This is a genomic window from Pradoshia sp. Z5_111, from assembly GCF_058267535.1.
Genome location: NZ_JBZCPQ010000004.1, coordinates 25,307 through 49,866 on the forward strand (window position 1 = coordinate 25,307; position 24,560 = coordinate 49,866).

The window sequence follows — 24,560 nt, forward strand, 5'->3', positions numbered from 1 at the left end:
TATAACAGTCCAATAAAAAGTCATTATAATAAGAATTCAGTTTTTCACTTAACTTATAGGGGATAAATAACAAAGTGCTAGATGTAGATTGTGGTGAAGGTAATTTAGTTAGATTAGCATTATCTTAATTCTGGGAGACGAAATATCTCAGTTTCATAAAAAAGCAGGGAACTATGTCCCCTGCTAGGCTTTTTTGCGTGATACATTCCATACGGCGAGAGCGAAAAATAATATGGTGACTCCTACGAGAACAAAAATATGCGTGCTGGCTTGGGCAGTATAGTCGCCATATGTAAGCATAACACCCAGCTCTTCTTTAAACCCATCTACTGCAGTACTTGGTGCACCGTCGAATGATATTTTTAAGGGCTCTTCCATAAATACCTGACGAAATAAGACACCTGCATGGGTTACCGGAAAAATTTTCACAATCATTTGAACAGCATCAGGAAGATTGCCAATTGGAATGTAAATGCCGGTAAGAAACCCGATTAATGTCCCGATGACAGTACTGCCGGTTGCAAATGCATTAACACTTGAAAAGAAGCTAACTAAGAAAAACACCATTGCGCTTGAGGCTAGAACCGATAAGAAAATCAACACAATGATTTTTAACATACTTATGAGGGGCAAAAGCTCCCCACCGTTTGCGACAATATATATCTCCGCTAAGACAAAAGTGACCATACACATGATGAGGCCGACCATAAATGAACTGATTATATAACCACCAGCTATTTGATACCTTTTTAATGGCGAGGCATAGAAATCTTTCATATTGCCATTTGCCCGATCCTCTACCATTGTGCCAAAAGCGCCCATGGTCGTCGTGACTGAGGTAACGGCAAGTAGACCGCCCATAATCCAGCTATCCATTAAATATCGAGCTTCCTTAATTTCGGTCATGTCCCCTGCAATGGTATCTCCAAGAAAGAGAACATATAATCCAATGATAATGAAGACGGCCAATAAGGAGAAGAAGACCGCGCTTTTATCTCGAAAAAATAGTTTTAGATTACGCTTTGCTAAATTAAACATCAGCACGTATTTCCTTTCCTGTGATTTCGATGAACACATCATCCATTGTCCCATGTAACACTTCAAAATTTGCAATCAAGGGCTCTGCCAATTTGAGAATCGAGAGGGCCTCTTTTGTATTCGCTATTTTAATGATCATCAGTTGATGCTCGTTTTTGTACTTGATTCCATTGGCTTGAAAAAGCTCATCGAGAGCGGCATGGTCAGTCGGTTCAATTTTCAGCATATCTGAGCTATATGTATTTCGCAGTTCATAAGGAGTTCCCTTTGCCACAATCTCACCATCATCAATGATCATGATATAGTCGGCAGAGGCGGCTTCCTCCATATAATGTGTCGTCAGGAATACAGTCAGTCCCTGATCTACTTGCAGGTTCGTAATTGTCTCCCAAACGCTTCTTCTTGTTTGGGGGTCAAGACCGGTAGTCGGCTCATCCAGGAAAAGAACCTTCGGTGTGTTCACAAGAGCTCTTGCTATATCAGCACGGCGCCTTTGCCCTCCTGATAATTTTCCATAAGGGCGATCAATAAAGTCCATGACATCAGCTGCAAGCGCTGCTCGTTCCACTCTGGATTTAAGCTCTGATTTTGGAATCTGATAGAATTTAGCTCTTGTTAGGAGATTTTCCCGTACAGTCAGGAGAGGATCGAGCAGGCTTTCCTGGAAGACTACCCCGATTGATTCACGGATTTTAGAATCATTTTTAGCAATCTGATAGCCATTAATGATGATTTCTCCTTCATCTGGCTTTAAGAGCGTACATAACATATCAATTGTCGTGCTTTTGCCTGCGCCATTAGGACCGAGGAAGGCAAACAGCTTTCCTTTCTCTACATAAAAATCAATATCATTTACCGCCGTAATGTCACCATAGGTTTTGGTAAGGTGGCTTACCTCAATGATTTTTTCCATATAAACACCTCAATTCATATAAATAGTCAGATTAGAATGTTTTTTTGTTGGAGAGTTTTAAAAATGCAGTCAATTTTACTATTTTAATTATATTATAGCTTGGATTGAAGCAATTTGGCGATGGAATATATACGATGAAATGAACATTCTAACCTGAATAAAACATATATAGACTGAATTTACAGACTGAGGCAAAATGAATCGGGATATTAACACGATAATAAGAATGCTCCGCATTTTTCATATGTATTAAAAAGCCCGCACTGCTGTATTAAATAAACCGATTAATTTTGTAAAACCACTCTATAATTATGTAAAAAGGTACATGAAATAACGCGTAATTTCTTTAAATAACGAGAACAGCCACTTCCTTCCTGGAGGTGGTGGTTTATCACTCAGAATAAATTATGCAATAGCAACATCCTTACAAAGGCAGTCTTATTTTTTTACTGTGGTGATAGATTAAGACTAATATCAGAAAGCAACAAAAAAATTGTTTAATATAATCTGGATGTGTAACCCTCCTTTAATTGGATTTCAATGTCTTCAGCTCTTTTTTTCAGTTGGCTGGCATGTGCTGCAAGAATCTTTGCAGCTGAAGGTAGAGAGCCTTTATCTGGCCAAGTTGTCGGATTCCATAATTCTGATCTAATAAATGCCTTTGCACAATGAATAAAGCATTCCTCTACCTTAACCCCAATACCGATGTTTGGTGTCTTTCCATTAACACCTAAACACTCAAGCAAGTCTGGATCTTTTACTACGTACCCTTTTCCATTTACTCGGAGGGTTTCACCCAAGCCTGGAATAATAAACAACAAGCCTACTCCAGGGTTCATTAAAAGATTGTATAAGGTGTCCATTCTTTTATTGCCTCTCCGTTCCGGAATTATCAAATGATTTTCATCCAATATTCGAACAAATCCAGCTCGGTCTCCCCTAGGTGAAACATCTAAATGCCCGTTCCCGTCTGTTGTACCAATAAACACAAACGGGGATTTGCTTATGAAATGCACACAATGATCATCCAATCGTTTAATCACTTTATTTTGTACTAGTTTACTTGGTTCTCCTATAAGGGCACGCAGTTCATTTGCCTCCGTTATAATCCGGTCGAACATTCAATCCCCCCTTTTTATTTAACCAAATATGTTTCAGCCAACTCCTGATTCAAATAGCGAGCCATACCAATTTTCAATGGGTAAAATCCGCATTTTTTATAAAGTTTTTCGTTACCGACTGTAGAAATTAAGTGGATAGCAAGATACGGATTTCAATTGTGTTAATAGAGAGTTAATAATTTCCCTAGCTACTCCATTACCCTGTTCATCGGTATGGACTACGAGATCATAAAATAATTGCACCATTCCATACACCATCTGATAGCGCTCTTCCAAAACCAATTAGAGGCTATCTTCTTTAAAAGCAATGGCAACATGCGTACTTACTGCGAAAACTTGTTCAATCACATCAATAGTATGCTTATTCCAGCCGACAGATTGATAGACTTGTTGCATAGACTCTGCATATATTGAGTTATAATTTACTTTAATTTCTATATCCATGCCTATCACTCCGCATCTGTTCCTATAATAATCACTATGATTCTATATCCATTCCAAGATACAGTTAATTATGCCACTGATTGTTATCTTTTTTCAGCAATTCCTCTATTTAAAGCTTTCCGGTTCGAGCAAATAGCTTCTGCCACCGTAACAAAATACTGCTCAGAATGCGGTACAAACTGGTCTTTACTGATTATTTCGTTAAACCAAGTTTTACCTCCGCTAGAATCCTGCTTATAGCCTTCGATCTCCAAATAATCTGAATCTCCCTTATAAAAAGTAATAAAATCATATAATCGAGCTTTTGCCATTCCAGATACTTCTTCTGGCTGCAGGATAAAAGTCTCCATAGGTCCTGTCATTTCATAAAGAAAAACATGGCTTAATTCATGGTCTTTAATTTTCTCTGTTTCTATTACATTAGAAACCATACCAAGGCTGTTTAGTTGATTATAGGTAACATTTAATCCAAGTTCCTCATTAACTTCTCTTACACCATCAGCCACCGTTTCATTTGAAAGAATATGTCCCGCTGCAGTTATATCGTAAACATTTGCAAAATCTTTTTTTAAATGACTTCTGAGTTGAAGATACACATATTCTTCATGATTTTCTTTCCCAATCACATAACATTGAAAGGTTTGATGCCAATACCCTTTGTTATGAACTTCTTCGCGTGTTGCTACCCCAATCGCGGATCCTGATTCATCAAAAATAGTTAGCATTTCTGTTTCCATACACATACACACTACTTCCCATAAATTTACTTTCGCCTTTATTATATACCTAGCGTTTCTATGTAGTCTAGATGGAAAAGGAAGTATTTTCATAATAATCAATTAGCTATTCCTTTGATTATCTGTTTAATAAAACCAAAATAGGGAAAAGTGCTATATATCATTAATTAAGGAGTTGGTTTGATGGAACCATTATATACAGCAACTGTCACATCCACTGGCGGCCGAGAAGGACATGTAAAATCTGAAGACGGGATTATAGATTTAGATGTGAGGCAACCAAAAGCATTGGGAGGCAGCGGAGAACAAGCTGCAAACCCTGAATTACTGTTTGCAGCAGGATATGCTGCCTGTTATGACAGTGCATTAAACCTCGTATTACGTAAGGATCGAAAAAAAGTTGATACAACAGTTACGTCTAATGTTACGATCGGTAAGGATGAAGAAGATGGCGGATTTAAACTCGCTGTCCGTTTAGATGTCTCTATCCCTGGATTGGATAAAGAAGAAGTTAAAAAATATGCTGATATGGCCCACCAGGTTTGCCCTTACTCTAAAGCAACACGAGGAAATATTGAGGTAACCATCATAACGGTGTGATGCTTACTTTCTATATAAGTATTTTTATAGGATAGAGTCTATTCGCTTATAAATAACAGAAAAAACGACTGGAAAACCAGCCGTTTTTTCTTTTTTACTTAAACCGTCCGTTTATCATTGCTAAAATTCTTGGATGAAATCCATTCGATTAATTGATTTTTAGGATAATAGGTAGTCCCGTTTAACACCAGCTTAGGGACATCCTGATATTCAGTCAATAAAGCCTTTATTTCATTCCTATTTAAGTTAAAAACATAGGCTAGGTCACCCTCTTTTAAAAACACATTATAATCAATTACCTTTTTAGACTGACCAAAATTTGTCAGTCCTTTACCTATGTAATGCCCCATTAAAGCTAATCCAGCTCCAATACAAAATAGCCCAAAACTTAGTCCTGCACCTGATATGTCTATTTCCAAATCTATCTCCCCCTCCTTTAATTCTAATCAACATAAAGAAATTTCCCTTCGAATACTGACTCTTTTTATAGCACCTATATTTATTCGATAAAAATACTGTTTAAACCTTTTATGAAGTTTTTTTGATTTTGCAATTTAATCATAAAAAAGTTTATATAAGGTTGCTAACACCTTTGTTTATATAGGAAAAAATATTCACTGTTTCACTTCTCAGCTAAAACTCTATTTCCATCTTCTTAATCTTCTCTCCTAACTTAATAAGAATACTTCTTCTATCCTTGGCATTCATTTAATGGTATAGTATCCATAACAAATCACTTCTAATTTAAAAAACTTAAACGGAGAGCTGCCAGCCATGATTGGATTATTAATTGAATATGATTATGATGTCATACAACAGACATTAATAATTGCCTTTTTATTCTCGGTTGTCTTTCCGTTAGCTGCCTTATTCATTGTGCATAAGCAAAATAAAGTTCTTTTCAATAATCACTATGAAGAAGGAACGAATCAACCGATTTTAAAAAGTAATAAGAAACAGCCAATTATAGATAAACGCCATATTCAACGCTTTTTCACTTTATTTCGTATTAAGGTAAATCCCGGAGATAAAGAATCAGCCATTTCCATCCCATCGTATAAATAAATACATGATCGGAGGAAATGGATTGAAAAAATTAATAGGTATTTTATTCGCAGGAATGTTGTTGAGTGGATGTTCAGCCAATTCTAACGGAGACGTTTTTTTCCAACACTTTATTGTCTCCCCCTTATTAGCCTTATTGGAATTCAATGCAGAATTATTTCAGGGGAATTATGGGCTCGCGATTATTTTGGCTACTTTGCTAATTAAATTATTGCTCATGCCGTTGACTGTTAAACAGTATAAAACTCAAGCTGATATGAAACGGAAAATGGAAGTTTTAAAGCCTGAGATGGAAGCTATTCAGGAAAAATTAAAACAAACAACTGATGCAGCGAAGAAAGCAGAAATCCAACAGGAAATGATGCAGCTTTATCAGAAGCATGGCGTAAATCCTCTCAATGTCGGGTGCTTACCAATGCTGATTCAAATGCCGATATTAATGGGTTTCTATTATGCCATTAGGGACTCACATACAATTGCAACTCATGACTTCCTTTGGTTTAGTCTTGGTGAGGCGAACATCATTATGGCGTTAATAGCCGGGTTGATTTACTATCTCCAATTCAAAGTCAGCTCAAGCCAAATGCAGTCTGAACAGCAGAACCAAATGAAGCTTATGGGACTCTTGTCACCTATGATGATTATGTTCATATCTTTTTCAGCACCGGCTGCTCTTCCGCTCTATTGGATAACAAGCGGAATCTTCTTGATCATCCAGACATTCGTTTTACAAAGTATCTTTAAACAGGAAGAACCAAAAGACCTTCCAAAAATTCAAGCTGAGCCTTCTTTAAAGAAAAGCTAAGCCCTTAGTAAATAAAATTACCCCATAAAAGACAGACATTTCTCTGACTTTTATGGGGTCTATTTATGTTCTTATCTTACTGAATAAACATAATAAAAAAACAGTGTGATTACCATCCATAACCACACTGCATTCTATAAAAATCACTCTTTATAATTCTTAGTCCATATTAATCCAAACACTCTTCACTTCTGTGTAGTTATCGAGTGCATAGCTTCCCATTTCACGACCAATACCGGATTGTTTATACCCTCCAAAAGGAGAAGCCGCATCAAATGTATTATAGGTATTTACCCATACTGTGCCCACTTGTAATTTATGAGCGATATGATGAGCCTTTTTCAAGTCCTGCGTCCATACACCTGCTGCTAACCCATAGTTGCTGTCATTGGCTTTTTGTATAAGATCATCAATATCATCAAATGGCATGGCCGCTACAACAGGTCCAAATATTTCTTCTTTTGCTATTGTCATGCTATGGTTTACATCTGCAAACACGGTCGGCGATACAAAATAGCCTTTGTCAAATGGAATATCGCCCCCAATTAACACTTCGGCTCCTTCTTCAACACCTTGGTCAATATATCCTTTAACCCTGGACTGCTGCTGAGCGGAAATAAGCGGACCCATCGTTGTATCTTCTTCTAACCCATTACCCTGTTTAATATCCTTGGCACAAGTTATTAAATCAGAGACGACATTATCATACATTTTCTTTTGAACATATAAGCGGCTGCCTGCACAGCAAACTTGCCCTTGATTGAACATAATACCCATTAGTGCACCTGGAACAGCCTTTGATAAATCTGCATCCGGAAGAATGATATTCGGCGATTTTCCTCCAAGTTCCAATGTTACGCGTTTCAGCGTATCAGCAGCTGATTTCATGATTTGTTTACCAACTTTAGTCGAACCCGTAAATGCAATCTTATCGACCATTGGATGATCGACCAATGGTTGTCCTGCAGACGGACCATATCCTGGGACAATATTGACTACTCCATCCGGGAATCCAGCTTCACTAATCAGTTGTGCCAGGTATAATGCAGAAAGAGGTGTATTTTCTGCTGGTTTTAATACGATTGTACATCCGGTAGCAAGTGCCGCTCCCAGTTTCCAGGCAGCCATTAATAATGGGAAATTCCATGGGATAATTTGCCCAACCACTCCAACTGGTTCATGTTTTGTATAATTAAAAAAATTACCGGCTACAGGGATGGTTTGTCCCATGATTTTAGTCGACCAACCAGCAAAATAGCGGAAGTGTTCAATGGCTAATGGAATATCTGCATTAGATGTTTCACGGAAAGGCTTTCCGTTATCCAACGTTTCCAGCTGAGCCAACTCAAGCTTGTTTTCTTCCATTAAATCTGCCAATTTGTATATTAAACGACTGCGTTCTGCAGCGTTCATCGTTCTCCACGGTCCTTGATCAAATGCTTTACGTGCCGCTTTGACAGCTAAATCAATATCTTCAGATTGCGCTTCTGAAATCACAGCCAAAACTTCACCAGTAGCAGGATTCATTGTTTCGAACGTTCTACCAGATACTGAGTCTACGAATTCACCATTCATATACAACTGTTTTGTACCTTTTAGAAACTCTGCTAATTTCGGGCTAATATTGGGGCTTATAGTAGTGGTCATTTAATTCCCTCCATTTATATCCATCATTTTGTGAACGCTTTCAGTATATTCCATCTATTTTCCATTTTCAATTAATTACCATCTATAGAGCGAATGAATCGTTCGCTCCTTTTTGACACGAATTAGTTCAGTACACCATATATTTGTTGAAAAAGAGCAAAGCATGATCTATATTGTACTTTTGTGTTCTTTTAGCAGAATGGATGCGCTTTTGCATTGTTAAACACATGCTTTCAAAATGGATAATAAATTGTTCTCATACAAGATAGTTTCTCCACTTGCCAAAAGGGAAATATATCCATTGTGTAGAATAGTATTAAAGAAGATCCATCTTTACTTTAACGAGGAGGTTCCAATTTGAATCAGTCATTACTTATTGAAGATTTTAAGTCCTTCTTTCTTGAATTTCAGTCTATATGGAATAGCTGTAATACTGAATTGATGATTTCCAAGCTTTCTCCCGATTTATCCGTTCGTTGGGCTAATGCGGATGGTATCGTTTCAGATTGGGGATATAAGGAGGCTTGCCTAGGATGGGCAGAAGCTTTTGAGCAATATTGCGGGCATAACCCAAAATGGAATTTTACTACTCTACATACTACTCCCGCTTCTGAGGATGAAGTGATTGTTTTATTTTGGGTAACATTTGAAATGGACGGTGAAAAGAAAGAGGTTGTTAAGCTGTTTGTACAGCGATTTAAAAGATATATAGATGGATGGAAAGTGCTGCATGAATACTGTGAAAGCTTACGGCCAGAAGCAGCAATATTATAGACTCCATACCTTTCTTCCATACAAAAAAAACGAACTGTTTTGAAAACAGCACGTTTCTCTTTACTACGATTGGATTTCGATAAATTGCTCAATTTTATTAATCAAGATTAACAGGGCAGCACGGGTTTCAAACTCTTCCCTTGTTTTTGGTAAATCCATATTCTCAAACTTACCTCTCAGATCCTGTAATTTTAATAATAGACGATTCCGGTCTTCTATATTTGCACCTAAATCATCTACAAAGTCAGCTACCATTTCATTCTGCTCAAATGTTGTTGGCAGATTGATGATTAAGGGAACCATTCGTTCAACGATTTGGAATTGCTGATGCACTTTTGTGAAGTATTGCAAATAATAGGAGTCTCTTTTAAAAAAGGAATTTTCCTCACTTCTCTTAGCTAATTCCATACCCATTTCGATTAACTTCTTTGTTTTAATAATATACTCATCATTCCATACACGTTCTTTTTTTCGAATAAACTGACCAAATTGTAGGAAAATCACTTTGAAATTTCCTTCTAGCTCCTTTAAAATCTTCTTAATCTCACCTTCAACACTTGGCATATATAAGTTGAACAAAAGAGCTACCAGAATCCCAATTGATACGATGCAGATTTGGTTTAAAATAAGCTCATACGTAATATTTTGTGATATGTATAATTGCATGACAATAACAAAACCAGGTACAATACCATCCTGAAGACCCAGCCTAGCCATGACTGGTATATAAATAAATAATAATAAGCCTACCGCAACAGCTGTATAAGCACATCCTTCAAATATCAATACAGCCAATAATATTCCAAGGATACAAGCTGCAAACCGTTGCCAGGCAATCTGGATACTTCTGCGTTGTGTACTCTGAACACTTAATAAGGTGATGACTGCAGCGGTTGCTGTATTTTCCAATGATAAAACTTGAGCAATAACTAAGGCAATCATCGCTCCAATCGCTGTCTTAACTGTGCGGCTTCCAATAGTAAACATGGTTGTATCGATCCCTTCTTTCTTCCATCCCCATTATATAAGAATACCCGAAATAAATAAAATTACCTCAGTACGGAAATATTAACCTAAAGAAAATTCGAATAACTTTTTGTTGATCAATAAAACTTTCGTTATAATAGGAATACAGAAGGAGATGAATCTGATGAATCAAAAATTAGTTGAACGCTTTCTTACATATGTAAAAATTGATACCCAATCCGATGAAAACAGTCAAACATGCCCTTCTACAGAGAAGCAATTTGACCTCTTAAATCTTCTGAAAGATGAATTGCAGACAATTGGATTGGAAGAAATAACACTTGATGAAAATGGCTATTTATTTGCCACCCTTCCCGCGAATACAGATAAAGAAGTACCAACAATCGGCTTCCTTGCTCATGTCGATACGGCTACCGATTTTACAGGTAAGAATGTAAAGCCACAAATCGTAGAGAATTATGATGGCGGTGATATCACGCTTAATAAAAATCTTAATGTCATCCTATCACCGAAAGACTTCCCTGAGCTAAAAGAGTATATAGGTAAAACACTTATCACCACTGATGGCACTACTCTGCTTGGTGCTGATGATAAAGCGGGCATCGCTGAAATCGTAACGGCAATGGATTACCTAATTAAACATCCGGAAATTAAGCACGGTAAACTTCGTGTCGCTTTTACACCGGATGAAGAAATTGGCAGAGGTCCTCATAAGTTTGATGTGGAGCGTTTTAATGCTGACTTTGCTTACACACTTGATGGAGGTCGCCTTGGTGAACTTGAATTTGAAAGCTTTAATGCCGCTGGGGCAAAATTGACTTTTAAAGGAACAAATGTCCACCCTGGATCTGCTAAAAATAAAATGGTCAACTCCTTAAAGATTGCCATGAGTTTCAACGATGAGCTTCCAAAAGAAGAATCACCCGAATATACAGAAGGCTACGAAGGCTTCTATCATCTCCTATCGTTAACCGGTGATGTGGAACGTACTCATGCTTCTTATATTATCCGTGACCATGACCGTGAAAAATTTGAAGCCAAAAAAGCGACAATGAAAGACCTTGTCGCAAAATACCAGGCTAAATATGGAGAAGAGAATATTCTATTAGATATGAATGATCAATATTATAATATGGGAGAAAAAATTGAACCTGTAAAAGATATAGTGGATGTCGCATATCAAGCCATGGAAAACTTGGGGATTAAACCAATCGTTAAACCGATTCGCGGCGGTACAGATGGTTCCCAACTATCCTATATGGGCCTACCTACTCCCAACATCTTTGCCGGAGGAGAAAATTTCCACGGAAAATATGAATATGTAGCTGTAGAAAGTATGGAAAAAGCCACCGAAGTCATTATAGAACTTGTACAATTATTTGAGAAACGGGCATAACTTCTCTTATATGTATATGAGTGTGCAGAAATAGAGGATACCTAATCTTTTATAGAGGCTAGGTATCCTCTTTTATTTGAATGTTAGTTAAACACCTTCATTTTAGTAAATAGATCAGATTGTTGCATTCTTTAATTGTAATATTTTGCAGGAAGTGCAATTATTCATTATTGACCTATAAAACCCCAATTATATCCCTCCGTAAGCCGTAAAATATATGCTACTTATTTTCAATTTACTCCAATAAGGCAATAACTTTTTCATTTTGTGCAATTATTATTTCATTTTGCTTTCTCAGTTTTACAAAGTCAAAGAGAAAGAATAAAATCACTATAATAAAAATCACAATCCTATTTCCCTTTCACTGTACAAATTAAATCCATTTATTATTCAACTAACCTACTACATGCCAGTAGGAAAATCCTATTCTATAGATTACGAATCATTTCCCTAATTTCGTCACGTGTTTGAATGGTCGAATCTTTCCCGTTAGGAAAAATCACTGCAATACCACGGTCATTTTCAATATCAACAAGTATATCATCTAAAAATTCAGTTAATGGAACGTTAAAAGCTTCGTATGAATGATGATCTATTTTAGCAGCCTCTATTTCAGCAAAACTTCGGCTTGGCCAAACTGGAAGCAAAAAATGATATTCTCCTTCATCTTCTAATAGTAATAAGTCGCCATTATTTTTATCACGAAGCAGCCACACCTGTTCATCCGTAACAACCATAGCATAAAAATAAGTAAGTCTTTTTTCAGCAGGACGTTTTAATATAAATTGTTTAATTAACTTCATATAGACCATTCCTTTTCTCGACATATAAATTAAATTTATTCGACAGATACAATAGAAGTCCTGCTTTCTTATGCCGACCTGCCCTTACCTTTATAAGAAATTCACCGAAATAAGGCATAGATTTTTTTGAATCAATACCAATGTCAGCTCTATAACATTATTTATCCTTAATTGAAAAAACAACGTCTGCATAAAAATTATTGTCTAATATAACTTCATAACGCCATAACCCACTTTGAGGAACTTCAAAATTAACTGTAAAACGTTCTAAAGTAGAATAACCTGGCGATGGCTCTTTTATCTTTATTGGATTTAGAGCCGTTATCTTCTCTTCTGTTTCTTTATGATAGGCATATATAACTAATTCTTTACCCTCAAAGGTTTTAAAAGGGGCAGTGAACTGGAATACATATCCAAATGGTTTACCTGCTATTAGATTGGGTTCTGGATTTACCGTTAATATAATCCTGCCATCTTTTTTATATTCATTACGAACTTGCCATTCTTGATTCATTACGGTTTCTTTTGGTTTATTATTTTCGGTTTCTTTTTCTGGTGAACAGCTGACTAAAGTTACAAGAAATATAACCAAAAATATGGACAGAAACCTTTTAATATTAATCACTTCCTCTCCGTTATTTCAACAAACTTCCTTTTATTAAATATCCATATATTCGTGTAAATAGACTTAAAGCTTTGTATTCTGGAAACGAACAAATAAATGATAGACAAAAAAGATAGATATAATTATGATGAAATTATATCCAAAAATTAGGAGAAGTAAAGGAGATGGTTTTATTATAATTTTTAAAAAACCGCAGTAATGATAACAGAAGTGCTTATAGCCATTTTTGTTATTATCTGCGTTAGCGCATTGCCAACACTCTTAAGAAATATATCTGTTAATTTTTTTGCTTTCATAGTAGAAATCAGAAACACTTTTCTATCTTTATTACACCCTCTGGATATCACTTACGGGATGGGCCTCCAAAGGCCAGTTTTTCCACAAATATTCTACCATTATAAAGAATCAGTCCTACTGATTGTTGCATCACTTTTAATATCAACCGTACTTGCATTCTTATTAACTTACCTAATCCTATTAGCTTTTCAAACAGTAAAAAGTAAGATTATGTGGTTTCTAACTATTATTGAGTCCCTGCCAGATATATTTTATATAATCGTACTTCAATTTCTTGCTATTGTGATTTACAAAAATACAGGTACACTCATATATAATGTTGCTTCCGCTGGTGATGATCGGGCATTCTTTCTACCAGTCGTATGTCTTTGTTTACCTTTAACTTTGCTATTGACCAAATTTTTAATACAACAATTCGAGAAAGAAGAAGGAAAGTTATATGTAGAATATGCTGTTTCTAAGGGAATGACATCACTTTACATATTCAATATTCATATATTTAAAAATGTATTATTCAGTTTATACCATTATTCTAAAACAGCGATTTGGTTTGTCATATCCAATTTAATCATATTAGAATATATGTTTAATATGACGGGGATTATGTATTTTATATATAGCCATAAATCAGCAGAAATATTTGTGGTAGGTATATTGATGATATATTTACCGGTATATCTTATTTATCGCATATGCGATTGGTTAATCCCTCCGATTGTAAGAGGAGAAGCCAATGATTAAACTCTTACTAAAAAACAAAACTTTTATGATTGGATTCTCTTTTGTAGCTATTTTATTAGTTTCGAGTTTGACTAATACCATATTTAACGACAGTCAAATTAGAACAGTGCCTATGTATATGGACAATCAAGCGAATATAGTAGATACTCCCCCATACCAGCCGTTTACACATTGGTTTATAGCTGGTTCTGATTCAGGAGGTAGAGATTTATTACATATGCTTATACACGGAGCAAAGTTTACGATAGGAATCGCTCTTCTCATTGCATTCCTGCGTGTATTATTTTCGATAATATTCGGTGCGATAGTAGGAGTTTATTTCAGAAAATATATCCGTTGGTTTGAAAAGATATTTAATCCTATCACAGTAATTCCTTTAACATTAGTGGCCAATTTTGTTTTATTTAGCGTATTGGTCTTTGGTTCATTAGGTTCTGAATATCCATTTTGGCAAAGAGCAATGTTCGAAATTGGTATTTTAACTTTTTATGCGGTACCCACACTGGCCATCTATCAAGCTAATGAAATCAAAAAACTTTTTAATGAAGAATTTATGGAAGCAGCTATGGTATTAGGTGGAAGCAATCTACATAAATTAAGAAAACATATTATTCCTCATTTAAAAGAAAACCTCTTTATTATTTTGATTCAGCAATACATACAAGTATTAGTGGTATTAGCTCATCTAGGAGTGCTGAAAATTTTCTTTGGCGGTACTTATATGGACTCCGAAGGGAATACTTATTCTATTTCATATGAATGGTCAGGCTTGATTGGTAAATATTATGCGAATATGATAACAGATCCTTGGTTAACGCTTGTGCCAATTCTTTTTCTAGGTTTGACAATCTTATCCGCTCAAATGATGTTAAATGGGTTTAAAGATGTGATAAATAATAAGGCTATATATATACCTAAAGTATCTAAGCCAAGAAAACGTTTTGCTAAGAAGAAGATAGAAACATGACAAAAAAATAAATGTGACTGCCCCGTTAGTTTAATAAGATAGGTTAAATCTATTAACCTTAGGAACAAATCATTTAAAATAGCCCAGCCATATCATATAATACGGTTGGGCTATTTATTTACATAGATTTGTAGGTTGGGGATTCCAAGATAACATAAATTGGTACCCTCTCTTCATTAATCTACTTTGAACTTAATTATTTTCCTGGAGTCATCCTTCATCCCTTTGGCTGTTAACCATGCTTCTAGAGTGTATTCTCCAGGTTCAAGGTCTTTCAAATGGATATCATGCGTTAATTGTGCTCCTTTAACCAGTTCTTTTTCAGTAATAACCTGTATGAAGGATTTTCCTTCTGAATACTGGATGATCGTTTTTCCCGCTTGATCCTTTAAAATATAATCAAAGGTTTGGCCGCTATTAAACGTTAATTTAATCGGTTTCTCTGTCTCGTTTTCAACTGTATATACGAACAAGTAATCATTTTCAGCTTTGTTCTTTTGGACTAAGCTTGACGTTAAACTTGCATCATTGACACGATTTGTATTCTTATCTACATTCACTGGTTTATCATCACTTCCTTTGTTTGGACTGGATTCTTGCCCGCATGCTGCCAACAGGAGGATACATAAAATGAAGCTTAGACTTTTTTTCAAACTAACACATCCTTATAATTGCTTTGTTTGTTAGGTTCTACAATCATCTGCCATTCCCCTGCTCAATCATTCTTTGATTTTATTTTTTCCTTTATCCATTTATAGACTGTTACGATTCCTAACACTCCACCCAACGCAATTCCGGATAATGCTACAAATAAAGCAATATATTCAAAGAAGGAATAGGAAGCAGCCTGGGACCAGTTAATATTCCCCTTCCAATCCTGTTCAATGACCAGATTCATGCCGTAAATTCCCGAAATAACCGTATATGTAGTTAAAAACGTAAGTAAATATTCATGTCGTTTCCCTGTTAGCTTTTCGTGGTTTTTATAGAGATTGCCAAGTGTTCCATTCACATGATTATACAGCTCATCCATATGAAAAATTTCTTTCATTTTTGTATAGATTTCTTTCCCAAAAATCCGGCTATGTACTTCAGGCTGATAAAATTGTGCAGAAAAATTCGTAATTCGGATAATAAGCTTTTCAATAGAACCTTTTTTATCGTCCACTCTCAGCTGGGAATTCTCATAGGATAATGCTAATAAGAGCAGTCGATTGAAAAAAAATAAAATATTTGTATAAAAATTTTCTCCATACATACGCTCAGCAATAAATCTACTATTCTCTTCACATTCATTCGATAGACAAACAAACGCATAATTGCTGATTATATAATAGGATGAATCACCCCATCGATCATATACATGCTGATCACAAAAGCGATGAATGTATGCCTCCGATTTAGCACCGGCATATGGATGTCCTTCCTTATCATAACCTTTAATTAAAGCCGCTCTGTATAAAGAAATTTCATCAAGGATGGTATTCTTTTCAAAAGCTAAATAGTAGTATACTTGCATCCGTTCTTCTATAAAAAATGGTAAACTGCCAAAATAGGTTGAATGCTCTTTCTTGGATAAATGATCCTCCAGCCATGGACAAAATTTATTGAAAATAATTCCTTTTGTTTCAGAATATTCTTTTCCATCTAACCTAATAACTATATCATGAGGTTTGTCTAGTTGTCTGAATAGGTCTATAAAATGAAGGACATCATTATAGCTCATATGATCAGGCAAATTAACGCGCATATTCATAATGCCAATATTATATGGACAAACAAAGATATCAAAAGATATTAAATGAAAGTCAGTTTCTAAATACTTGGATTGTAAAGAGCCCTTTTGATTGATAATTTTACTAAAGCGACGAAATGCATTTTTATTCTTTATAGTTGGAGGAAATAAAATGGGCTCCATATTAGGCAGAAAAAATTTCTCCATGCGTTCATGAGATACTCGTATATCTCCATAAAATTTGCATTCCTGACTTGTATCTCTTAAATCAAAAAACTCCCACTGCTCTTTTATTAACTGCTGAACCAAATCTTCACTCCGTGAGTCCTTTATTTGAAATGGAAAGATGAACTGTAGGTAGGATTGTTCCACTTGAAGCTCTGGGATTTCTATCTTAGACATTCTATATACCCCCATCTCTATCTATCTCTCTTTTCCCTCAATACTGGAATAAAAAACTTATTGATTGGTTTATATAATAAGCTATGCTAAATAATATGGTTGATACTTAATATACACAAAACAAGTACTAGCATTAAAATGAATTTAGAGTGGACTATATTCTTTTATCACACCAATTCACAGTCCAAAATAAAAAACCTTCCAGAGAGATTACGACATCACTCTAAAAGGTTTACTAACCGATTTAAAAGGATTAAGATTCTTTTAGTAAATGAATTTGTTAATCGATCAAATATACCAATCGCTAACCTATCATCAACTATCCCTATTTGTTTCAATGTGTCAATAAAAATTGTAAGGATATCTCATTGAATTGGGCAGCTTGATCTATATTACATACATGACCGCTATCCTTTAATATGACTAACTGACTTGATGATTGTTTTTTTACTAATCGCTTCACTGGTTCTAAAAACACATAATCCTCATCTCCCATAATATATAATGTTGGAATATGTGTATCTTTTTCATTGATTTTCAATAAATAGCTTGCGATATCACCAGTTAGTGATAACCAGCGCAAAAATTCTCTATGCTTTATTTTTCTCGCCTCTTGAACAAATAAATGACGTGAAGTTTCATGGGTTTTTCTCGGCATTAAAATCCAGGCGAATAGTTTATATAACCACATAAACGGGATTATTTTTTTAAACATATTAGCGATACCAAGTAAAAAGTGCAGCCTTGGCGTTATACGTATAACAGCGCCTGCTAGTACCATCGAATGGAACCTTCCAGGGTTTGTTTCAGCTAATTGACGAATCAGCATTGTCCCCAGTGAAATTCCTACAAAATGAGCCTTATCAATCTTTACTGCATCTAGCACCTTTAAAATATCTTCACTAACCAACTCAAGTGTATATTTAGTTGGACTGTTCTCAATCTCACAATCCCCATGGCCTCGAAGATCGACGACCAATACGTTAAAATGCTTACGGTATACACGGATTTGCTTGTACCAAATGGTTGAGCTACCACCTGCACCGTGTACTAAAACAACCCATTCTTTATGTTGTTGACTATAAATTTTATAATGTAACAAGTTTTTCATCCTTTAGTTATTTAACATATGCTATCAATACGAACAGAACCACATTATGATTTCAAATTTTAGAGTATTTCACATTATTTGTATGCCCAGAACTAATATCCGTAAACATTTATTTATATATTAAACCCAAACGCATCTTTTCTTTATACTGATATCTATTATTAGATACCAAACATATAGACAATTTCATCGTATCCTGCTAGCATTTGTTTAAGCATTTATCACTTCTTACATTTATTTCCTGTTAGTTGCTGGATATACAAATATTTTTATAATGAATGAAGGAGTAGTGCAAAAGGCGAATGATAGCTAATCATACAGAATTTTTCAGTAAATGACTTTGTGGAACAAACGATATTGAGAGTATTTTATGAAGCCCAAAAGAGAAAAAGGACTTTCTATTCAATGGAAAATTATCATCGGCTGCTATAATAAAAGTCCCATAGACAAGTCTATGAGACTATAAAGTATTATTTCGTTATAATAGCATTATTCAAATATTTATTTTTTCGGACTGCGCCATTTTTCAAGTGCAGTCTGTAGTACAGATGCTAAAAAAAGCGTTTCTCCAATACTGATTAAAATTCGATTCATTGGATTGTGCATATTAATCGATTCTCTATCAAGTTTACCAATTTGTTCTTTTTTTAATTGAATAATAGCTTCTTCAGCTTGCCCTTTTGAGAACCTCAAAAGCTTATTTCCCCAGTCCTGATCATCCTTCGTAAATAATACAGAGTCTTCTTCAATGATTGCAGCAAATTTTACACCGTAATTATTTTTGTAGTGATACGGAGCTTTTTCAAAGAAATCCTCAGGCGTGTCTTCTAACATTTCATGTTCAGCTTGTATAGCCTTAATCTCTTCTTCTACTTCTAAACTAGTGCTTGTAACCATAAATACCAACTCCTTCTGCTAAGTACTTAAAAGTATAAACGGTTTACCAAAAGTTGTCTTCTTATATATGGAAGGATATAAAAAGTAATTATATTTAGAATTTTCTTTTAAATATAACTATCATATCGAAATAATAATTACATTATGTAAGGAATAGTTCTACCCTTTTATATAATAGTTAATTCTAATTTTCGCCTGATCGTTTATACTCTGATTTATCACTTTAGTACCAACTATAATTAATTATTTTGTTATTTTGGAGACCTTTATGATCCCAATTGTGAATACCTATTCTATGATTATCGTACAATTATTTTATTAAAACTATTTACTCCTTATCCTCTAGACATTTTGTAACCTTAATTTATTTACATTTGTTTCCATACTTGATATTATCAAAATAAAGAGGTAAAGCTGATGAAAAAAAGAATCCATCCACCTTTTTCTCATTCCTATGAAGTAATATTGCAGGATGCCGTCCAATTGTTACTAGCTATATTCTATAAAAATCCCTCACACCGTTTAATAAAAGAAACTCTTAATGTATCCTATGATTCTATTAGTCATGTAACACAACCCATTACCCACCAACTTCAGAATCGACCTACAGAAAAATTTGAATTCCAGCTTGTTACAGGCATGATTAACGAAATTTATTACGATGAAATAGAGGACCAAAGCATTATCGATATGTATTATAAAAATCTTTCACTTAATGACTATTCCAATGACAATTTAGTTTCTAAGCTGAACGAATTGCTGACAAGAACTCATAATCCTCAGCTCTCCTATTCATCCAGCAGAAAAGCTCTCCATTCATGGGTTGATCTGCGTGAAGATGGTCAAATAAAGAGTATATATTCCGGCCAAAGCTTAAATCAAAGTGATTTGATTGAACAGGATAAACTGCTGGAAGATGCGGCAATTCAGCAAATGAAACAAGTATTGAGTGAAAATTTTGGAGTACTTCATGAACATAAGGAAATACTGATTGAGTCCGTATTACGGTCTCTCCAATTCAATATTGAACATGTCATTCCACAATCGTGGTTTGAGAAAAGACATCCCATGGTTGGTGATCTTCATCATTTATTTACATGTGAAAAAGAATGTAATTCATTCAGAAGTAATATTCCTTATTATGATTTTGAAGACTACAAACCCGGGGCTTATAAAGAAGTCATAAAATCCTTTTGCGGAAAGAGAGATGGCACTCAAAGGTTTGAACCTGAAAATGGCAAAGGTGAAATAGCACGAGCTTGCTTGTATTTTTTATTAAGGTATCCTGATGAAATTGTAGAAGAAAAAACGTCATTGCTTGATGTCAACCTTTACAAAAAATGGCACAATGACCACCCAGTCACTCTTCATGAAAAACATCGAAACTGGGCAATTTTTAAACTCCAGGGGAATCGAAATCCCTATATTGATTTTCCTGAGCTGGATTTCACATGATTATTAGTATATTCTTTCAGAGTTTGCTAACACTTGAAAACTACAGTCATATTTTTGGGGTAACTACATGATCCATACTATAAAAATGAGGGATACGAATGAAACTTAAAAACATTATTCCGCTTTCTGCTTCATTGTTATTACTATGTTTATCAACAATGGCCGCTTTCTATGAGGGAAGTGCTCTCAGAGATGACATATTCGAATGGCGGTGGTCCACTCCATTTACTATGCTGACGACAGAAAGTATTTCACATGCTGATCAAGTATCAAAATTAGATTACCTGGTTTATGCTGCAAAATTTCAACCTTTTTTTCCTGCTATTATGCTGATATGTCTCATTAGTATCCTCATCTTAGCCAGTTATATTGGTATTAAAAACCCGTGGACGCATGCTTATTATTTTTCTATCTTGACTTGTGTAATGGCGATTGCAGGTTTAATGATACTCTCTGATCATGTGGCGTCAAAATTTATTTATGCAAGCATCCTACTATCAGGTGTTATTATATCTACTCTCTTAGCCAATCAGCACTTTACTCAAACGAACACACAATCTACATTAAAGCAAAATGAAACATAAAATTATACCAATAATGAATAGAAGGAGTTGAAATTCCACTCCTTTTTTTCATTATTTTTTGTTTTAACTCCGTATCTAACATGAGTTTATCGGAATTGCAAAAGGAATCCCATGGTCGATATGTCTAATGGACTAAGTCGATGTTTTTGTCATGAATATTTAAAAGGGGAGTATTCCAAGAGGCATAGCTTCTTATGAATTCCTAGCTTCGATTTGATCTAAACACATAAAAATAAAAACAATGACCAAATTAATAATTGCCAGTATTGCAAAATGGTATCCTTCAAGGATCTTTATAAAATAAAAAAATATGGGGAAAGTAACTGTTTCAAAACCAAATAAAATTAATAGCCACCCTATTCTTTCAGCCAATTTTTTCTCATTCCTCGGAATAAAGACTTCACAACAGAAGGCACAAGCATACGTTTTTCTCCTCGCAATTTCATTAGCAAACTCTTAAAACCTTTATTCTGATTATTCAATAATTAAATCAGAAACTTATTATCAGTTTCATCACCAAAACTTACATTCATGATTTTTAGATGTTGTTTTAAAGGAGAGGATTCCAAGTGATTAAAATTTTATATACAACTGGATTTCACAAAAATTGGAGGTATACCTTTGCCAATTACTTTATAGTATAAGGTAATACCTAATGTAGGTCTCCTCCCTTATGTTATAAAAACTTCAATTGACATAGTATAAATATAAGTAATGAATACGTGGCTGAATTAAGGTATCAGTTACATTTTTATTTGAATAATGATGTTTTAAAATGTTCCCATTCCTACATCGTGAATAGACTATAAAGGAAAGGAGCGGGTTTTTTTGAACAGAGATAAGTACGATGGTCTTCATTTCTTAGCGATTATTTGTATAACCTTCTTACAGTTGAACTTTGGCTTTAATGACTGGATTTTTGGATTACTGATAACCATATACGCCTTATTTGCTATTTTAGTTATTGAAGGATTATCGAAATACTCCGTGACCAAATTTATCATTTTATTACCGATGATTTTCCTGCTAAGAATCTTCATTACTTTATACTCATGATCTCAAACGATTTATGGCGTACTAATACAGATATCAATATGACCTGCACCAAAAATATATAGTCTTAAGCTCATAATAGTGCAGGTCATATTTAAATGGATTGTTTGTTCGTTCTAATTGCTAGCAAGAATGACAGCTAGCTGATCTTCGATTTTCTTCAGTTGTTTTTCTTTCTTGGCATTGTTAATAATGATGGAGAAAACGTATTTATTCCCCTTCTTTCCATTTACATATCCCGTCAAACTACTGACAGTTGAAATCGTACCTGTTTTGGCTATAACTTTACCTTGTGCGGCTGTGCCCTTCATTCTGTTTCTTAGTGTCCCGCCTATCCTTCGATCACTATTACCTGCTACTGGTAAAGCATTCTTATACGTTTTGTACCATGGTTTGGTTTGCGCTTTATAAAGTAAATTCGTTAATGCGTTGGCTGAGATCATACTTACATGAGACAACCCCGAACCGTCTCTCATAAGTATGGCATCATTTACAATCCCCAAATTGGTAAACTGGCCCTCAATAACTGATAATCCCTTATCCCAACTTCCCACCTTTCCTTTTACCCTACCCATTTCTTTTACAAGAACCTCAGATATTGTATTATTACTAAGCTTCATATATGGTACAAGAATCGTACCCAATTTAGGTGAATAATCGGTGACAAGCTTTGTATGCTTAGCTGGTAATTTTCCGGCTGTATAATTCCCAGTAATTTTAACGCCTTGCTTTTCTAAAGATCTTTTAAATAACTCAAGGGTATATCGAGTAGGCTCCCAAACAGAAATCCATGTTTTTGTAGTTCCGGAATTTTGAGGGACATTCCCGGTGACAGTAATTCCATTGCTGCCATGTTTCCTATGTATCTTAACGGTATTTTTACTGTTAACCTTACCAACTTTGGTTTTGTTCGATATCTTCACATAACCAGTTTTAGGTGTTACCGTTATAGAGGCTGCTTTACCCACTTTATTGCCCGATTTAACTTGTATAATCACTGTACCTGCATCATAATCGGCATTAGGGGAAAAGGTTAATCCTGAAATTTGAGCTCCATAATACTCTTGCTCGTCACTCCATGGCATATCCAATGATAAACGGATTTGATCATACCATGTGTCATCCGCCACAAGATTTCCTTTAATCTTCTTTATCCCCTTCTTTTTTAGAGCTAAGGAAATATTGTCTAGGTCCTTCTCTCCCAGAGTAGGATCCCCTTTCCCCCTGATATAAACATTTCCCTTTAGGGTGCTTCCTTTTTGTTTACCATCTGTATAGATTTCTGTTTTGAAACGATAGTTTTCTCCAAGTAATTGAAGAGCAGCAGCACTGGTAACTAACTTCATACTTGAGGCCGGCCTTAATCTGGTATCCCCATTATGCTTGTAAATTATTTTTCCGTTAGATGCATTTCTCACGCTGATTCCAATACTGGCACCTTTTAAATCAGGATGGCTTAACACCTTGGCGATTTTAGAGCTTAACTGGCTTCCCCCAGCCGCATTAGAAGCCTCATCCTTTTTCAAGGGACTGACAGAGCTAAAACTAATAACCATAACAACCATTAACAGACATAACCATTTCATCTGCTTGTACAATGGACTCTCCCCTTTTATATATTTTTTCGGTATTAAACACTTTTATTAAACAGCAAAGTATATATTAGCAAGAAAGGGCATCCACGATATCAATATGAAAATGTCCTATTAATTATACATAAAAGCACCTAAAAGAGAATCACTCATAAAAAATGAACTCACGCTTCTACTAATTATCCTCTCCCTAATCACATGTACTAGTACTGCTTCTATTGTTAATAAATCTGGAGAAGAACATCTTAATCAGAAGTAGTTCGCGGTTATATTGGTTAATTCCCCTTAAAACTATATACGGTAGGATGAATAGACAGCTCAAAAAGACTGTAAAAATAGAAAAAATATATACAAACACGTTCTCAGAAACAGGACTAGTTCCCCAGTGCTTGTCTTGATGTTTGAAGAAAATTTTTGGGGTGGTCAACACTTACGAAGTCTGTGTATGTACAAGTCTGAACAAGGAGTTTACATGGGTGGAATTATTAATACGGAAAAAAGAATATAATTCATAGCGTCGTCCTGGTGCCAGCATTCAAACAGCTTGAATTACCAATCATACTATAAAAGAATAACGCCAGGCGTTAGCATCCTTTTTTTTTATGATTGGAGCAGCCAAATCCTATTTTAAAATATCTAGAACAAAATTCATGTAGTTTTACAATTTCCGATTTAATATACTAAATCTTAATGACCAATGCAGAGACAAACTGTCATCTTTTCTATGTAGTTAATTCTTATTATACTTTTGGTGGTTTTTAGATACTCTAT

25 protein-coding genes are annotated in these 24,560 nt (G+C 35.0%); 10 read left to right on the forward strand and 15 right to left on the reverse strand.

What is annotated here, in order from left to right; translation table 11 throughout:
* Window positions 1-183 precede the first annotated feature (183 nt).
* The 5 genes from AC4D4A_RS09645 to AC4D4A_RS09665 form a co-directional block, all read right to left on the reverse strand.
* Window positions 184-1,038, reverse strand: coding sequence for an ABC transporter permease (locus AC4D4A_RS09645; RefSeq protein ID WP_490995707.1), 855 nt, complete (start codon window positions 1,036-1,038; stop codon window positions 184-186).
* Complete coding sequence (locus AC4D4A_RS09650) at window positions 1,031-1,951, reverse strand: ABC transporter ATP-binding protein (protein ID WP_490995708.1); 921 nt, start codon at window positions 1,949-1,951, stop codon at window positions 1,031-1,033. Before AC4D4A_RS09650 ends, AC4D4A_RS09645 begins: the two co-directional genes overlap by 8 nt.
* Before the next feature lie 497 nt (window positions 1,952-2,448).
* Window positions 2,449-3,072, reverse strand: coding sequence for a pyridoxamine 5'-phosphate oxidase family protein (locus AC4D4A_RS09655; protein ID WP_490995709.1), 624 nt, complete (start codon window positions 3,070-3,072; stop codon window positions 2,449-2,451).
* Window positions 3,073-3,354: 282 nt separating this feature from the next.
* Window positions 3,355-3,516 carry a hypothetical protein gene (locus AC4D4A_RS09660; protein ID WP_490995710.1) on the reverse strand — a complete coding sequence of 54 codons (162 nt, stop codon included), beginning with the start codon at window positions 3,514-3,516 and terminating at the stop codon, window positions 3,355-3,357.
* Window positions 3,517-3,599: 83 nt separating this feature from the next.
* Window positions 3,600-4,259, reverse strand: a complete 660-nt coding sequence (locus tag AC4D4A_RS09665) for an NUDIX hydrolase (protein ID WP_490995711.1) — start codon at window positions 4,257-4,259, stop codon at window positions 3,600-3,602.
* Window positions 4,260-4,436: 177 nt separating this feature from the next.
* Between AC4D4A_RS09665 and AC4D4A_RS09670 the strand changes: the two genes are divergently transcribed.
* The gene (locus tag AC4D4A_RS09670; protein WP_140461321.1) at window positions 4,437-4,853 is read left to right on the forward strand and encodes an organic hydroperoxide resistance protein; all 417 of its coding nucleotides are present in this window, start codon (window positions 4,437-4,439) and stop codon (window positions 4,851-4,853) included.
* 98 nt (window positions 4,854-4,951) lie between these two features.
* On the opposite strand, the gene AC4D4A_RS09675 is transcribed toward AC4D4A_RS09670, so the two are convergent.
* On the reverse strand, window positions 4,952-5,272 hold the full coding sequence (locus tag AC4D4A_RS09675; RefSeq protein WP_490995712.1) for a DNA-binding protein: 321 nt from the start codon (window positions 5,270-5,272) through the stop codon (window positions 4,952-4,954).
* Between the two features lie 355 nt (window positions 5,273-5,627).
* Here AC4D4A_RS09675 and AC4D4A_RS09680 point away from each other — a divergent pair, with 355 nt between their 5' ends.
* Window positions 5,628-5,918: a hypothetical protein gene (locus tag AC4D4A_RS09680; RefSeq protein ID WP_490995713.1), complete on the forward strand. Its 291-nt coding sequence runs from the start codon at window positions 5,628-5,630 to the stop codon at window positions 5,916-5,918.
* Window positions 5,919-5,940: 22 nt separating this feature from the next.
* Window positions 5,941-6,723 carry a membrane protein insertase YidC gene (gene yidC / locus AC4D4A_RS09685; protein WP_490995714.1) on the forward strand — a complete coding sequence of 261 codons (783 nt, stop codon included), beginning with the start codon at window positions 5,941-5,943 and terminating at the stop codon, window positions 6,721-6,723.
* A gap of 159 nt (window positions 6,724-6,882) precedes the next feature.
* Here yidC and AC4D4A_RS09690 read toward each other — a convergent pair whose 3' ends face one another.
* Window positions 6,883-8,370 carry an aldehyde dehydrogenase family protein gene (locus AC4D4A_RS09690; protein WP_490995715.1) on the reverse strand — a complete coding sequence of 496 codons (1,488 nt, stop codon included), beginning with the start codon at window positions 8,368-8,370 and terminating at the stop codon, window positions 6,883-6,885.
* 357 nt (window positions 8,371-8,727) lie between these two features.
* On the opposite strand from AC4D4A_RS09690, the gene AC4D4A_RS09695 reads away from it, so the two are divergent.
* Window positions 8,728-9,144, forward strand: coding sequence for a hypothetical protein (locus AC4D4A_RS09695; RefSeq protein WP_490995716.1), 417 nt, complete (start codon window positions 8,728-8,730; stop codon window positions 9,142-9,144).
* A 63-nt stretch (window positions 9,145-9,207) separates the two neighbouring features.
* On the opposite strand, the gene AC4D4A_RS09700 is transcribed toward AC4D4A_RS09695, so the two are convergent.
* Window positions 9,208-10,131, reverse strand: coding sequence for an aromatic acid exporter family protein (locus AC4D4A_RS09700; protein WP_490995717.1), 924 nt, complete (start codon window positions 10,129-10,131; stop codon window positions 9,208-9,210).
* A 163-nt stretch (window positions 10,132-10,294) separates the two neighbouring features.
* Between AC4D4A_RS09700 and pepT the strand changes: the two genes are divergently transcribed.
* Window positions 10,295-11,527, forward strand: a complete 1,233-nt coding sequence (gene pepT, locus AC4D4A_RS09705; RefSeq protein ID WP_490995718.1) for a peptidase T — start codon at window positions 10,295-10,297, stop codon at window positions 11,525-11,527.
* A 428-nt stretch (window positions 11,528-11,955) separates the two neighbouring features.
* On the opposite strand, the gene AC4D4A_RS09710 is transcribed toward pepT, so the two are convergent.
* Both AC4D4A_RS09710 and AC4D4A_RS09715 read right to left on the reverse strand, forming a co-directional pair.
* Window positions 11,956-12,330, reverse strand: a complete 375-nt coding sequence (locus AC4D4A_RS09710; RefSeq protein ID WP_490995719.1) for a DUF2750 domain-containing protein — start codon at window positions 12,328-12,330, stop codon at window positions 11,956-11,958.
* A gap of 157 nt (window positions 12,331-12,487) precedes the next feature.
* On the reverse strand, window positions 12,488-12,955 hold the full coding sequence (locus AC4D4A_RS09715) for a hypothetical protein (RefSeq protein ID WP_490995720.1): 468 nt from the start codon (window positions 12,953-12,955) through the stop codon (window positions 12,488-12,490).
* Window positions 12,956-13,462: 507 nt separating this feature from the next.
* On the opposite strand from AC4D4A_RS09715, the gene AC4D4A_RS09720 reads away from it, so the two are divergent.
* Together AC4D4A_RS09720 and AC4D4A_RS09725 are read left to right on the forward strand one after the other, a co-directional pair.
* Window positions 13,463-13,993 carry a hypothetical protein gene (locus AC4D4A_RS09720; protein ID WP_490995721.1) on the forward strand — a complete coding sequence of 177 codons (531 nt, stop codon included), beginning with the start codon at window positions 13,463-13,465 and terminating at the stop codon, window positions 13,991-13,993.
* Window positions 13,986-14,960, forward strand: a complete 975-nt coding sequence (locus tag AC4D4A_RS09725) for an ABC transporter permease (protein WP_490995722.1) — start codon at window positions 13,986-13,988, stop codon at window positions 14,958-14,960. The genes AC4D4A_RS09720 and AC4D4A_RS09725 overlap by 8 nt, the downstream gene beginning before the upstream one ends.
* A gap of 176 nt (window positions 14,961-15,136) precedes the next feature.
* Here AC4D4A_RS09725 and AC4D4A_RS09730 read toward each other — a convergent pair whose 3' ends face one another.
* The 4 genes from AC4D4A_RS09730 to AC4D4A_RS09745 form a co-directional block, all read right to left on the reverse strand.
* Window positions 15,137-15,613, reverse strand: a complete 477-nt coding sequence (locus AC4D4A_RS09730; RefSeq protein ID WP_490995723.1) for a BsuPI-related putative proteinase inhibitor — start codon at window positions 15,611-15,613, stop codon at window positions 15,137-15,139.
* A gap of 62 nt (window positions 15,614-15,675) precedes the next feature.
* The gene (locus AC4D4A_RS09735) at window positions 15,676-17,097 is read right to left on the reverse strand and encodes a hypothetical protein (protein ID WP_490995724.1); all 1,422 of its coding nucleotides are present in this window, start codon (window positions 17,095-17,097) and stop codon (window positions 15,676-15,678) included.
* 334 nt (window positions 17,098-17,431) lie between these two features.
* Complete coding sequence (locus AC4D4A_RS09740; RefSeq protein WP_490995725.1) at window positions 17,432-18,199, reverse strand: alpha/beta fold hydrolase; 768 nt, start codon at window positions 18,197-18,199, stop codon at window positions 17,432-17,434.
* A gap of 510 nt (window positions 18,200-18,709) precedes the next feature.
* A complete protein-coding gene (locus AC4D4A_RS09745) occupies window positions 18,710-19,105 on the reverse strand; it encodes a hypothetical protein (protein WP_066099998.1) in 396 nt (131 codons plus the stop codon).
* 417 nt (window positions 19,106-19,522) lie between these two features.
* Between AC4D4A_RS09745 and AC4D4A_RS09750 the strand changes: the two genes are divergently transcribed.
* From AC4D4A_RS09750 to AC4D4A_RS09760, 3 genes are all read left to right on the forward strand, one after another.
* A complete protein-coding gene (locus tag AC4D4A_RS09750; RefSeq protein WP_490995726.1) occupies window positions 19,523-20,560 on the forward strand; it encodes an endonuclease I family protein in 1,038 nt (345 codons plus the stop codon).
* 98 nt (window positions 20,561-20,658) lie between these two features.
* Complete coding sequence (locus tag AC4D4A_RS09755; protein WP_490995727.1) at window positions 20,659-21,144, forward strand: DUF4306 domain-containing protein; 486 nt, start codon at window positions 20,659-20,661, stop codon at window positions 21,142-21,144.
* A gap of 828 nt (window positions 21,145-21,972) precedes the next feature.
* Window positions 21,973-22,200 (forward strand): hypothetical protein, encoded by a 228-nt coding sequence (locus AC4D4A_RS09760; RefSeq protein ID WP_490995728.1) that lies wholly within the window; start codon window positions 21,973-21,975, stop codon window positions 22,198-22,200.
* Window positions 22,201-22,313: 113 nt separating this feature from the next.
* Here the strand turns inward: AC4D4A_RS09760 and dacB are convergent, their stop codons facing one another.
* On the reverse strand, window positions 22,314-23,795 hold the full coding sequence (dacB, locus tag AC4D4A_RS09765; protein ID WP_490995729.1) for a D-alanyl-D-alanine carboxypeptidase/D-alanyl-D-alanine endopeptidase: 1,482 nt from the start codon (window positions 23,793-23,795) through the stop codon (window positions 22,314-22,316).
* Window positions 23,796-24,560 lie beyond the last annotated feature (765 nt).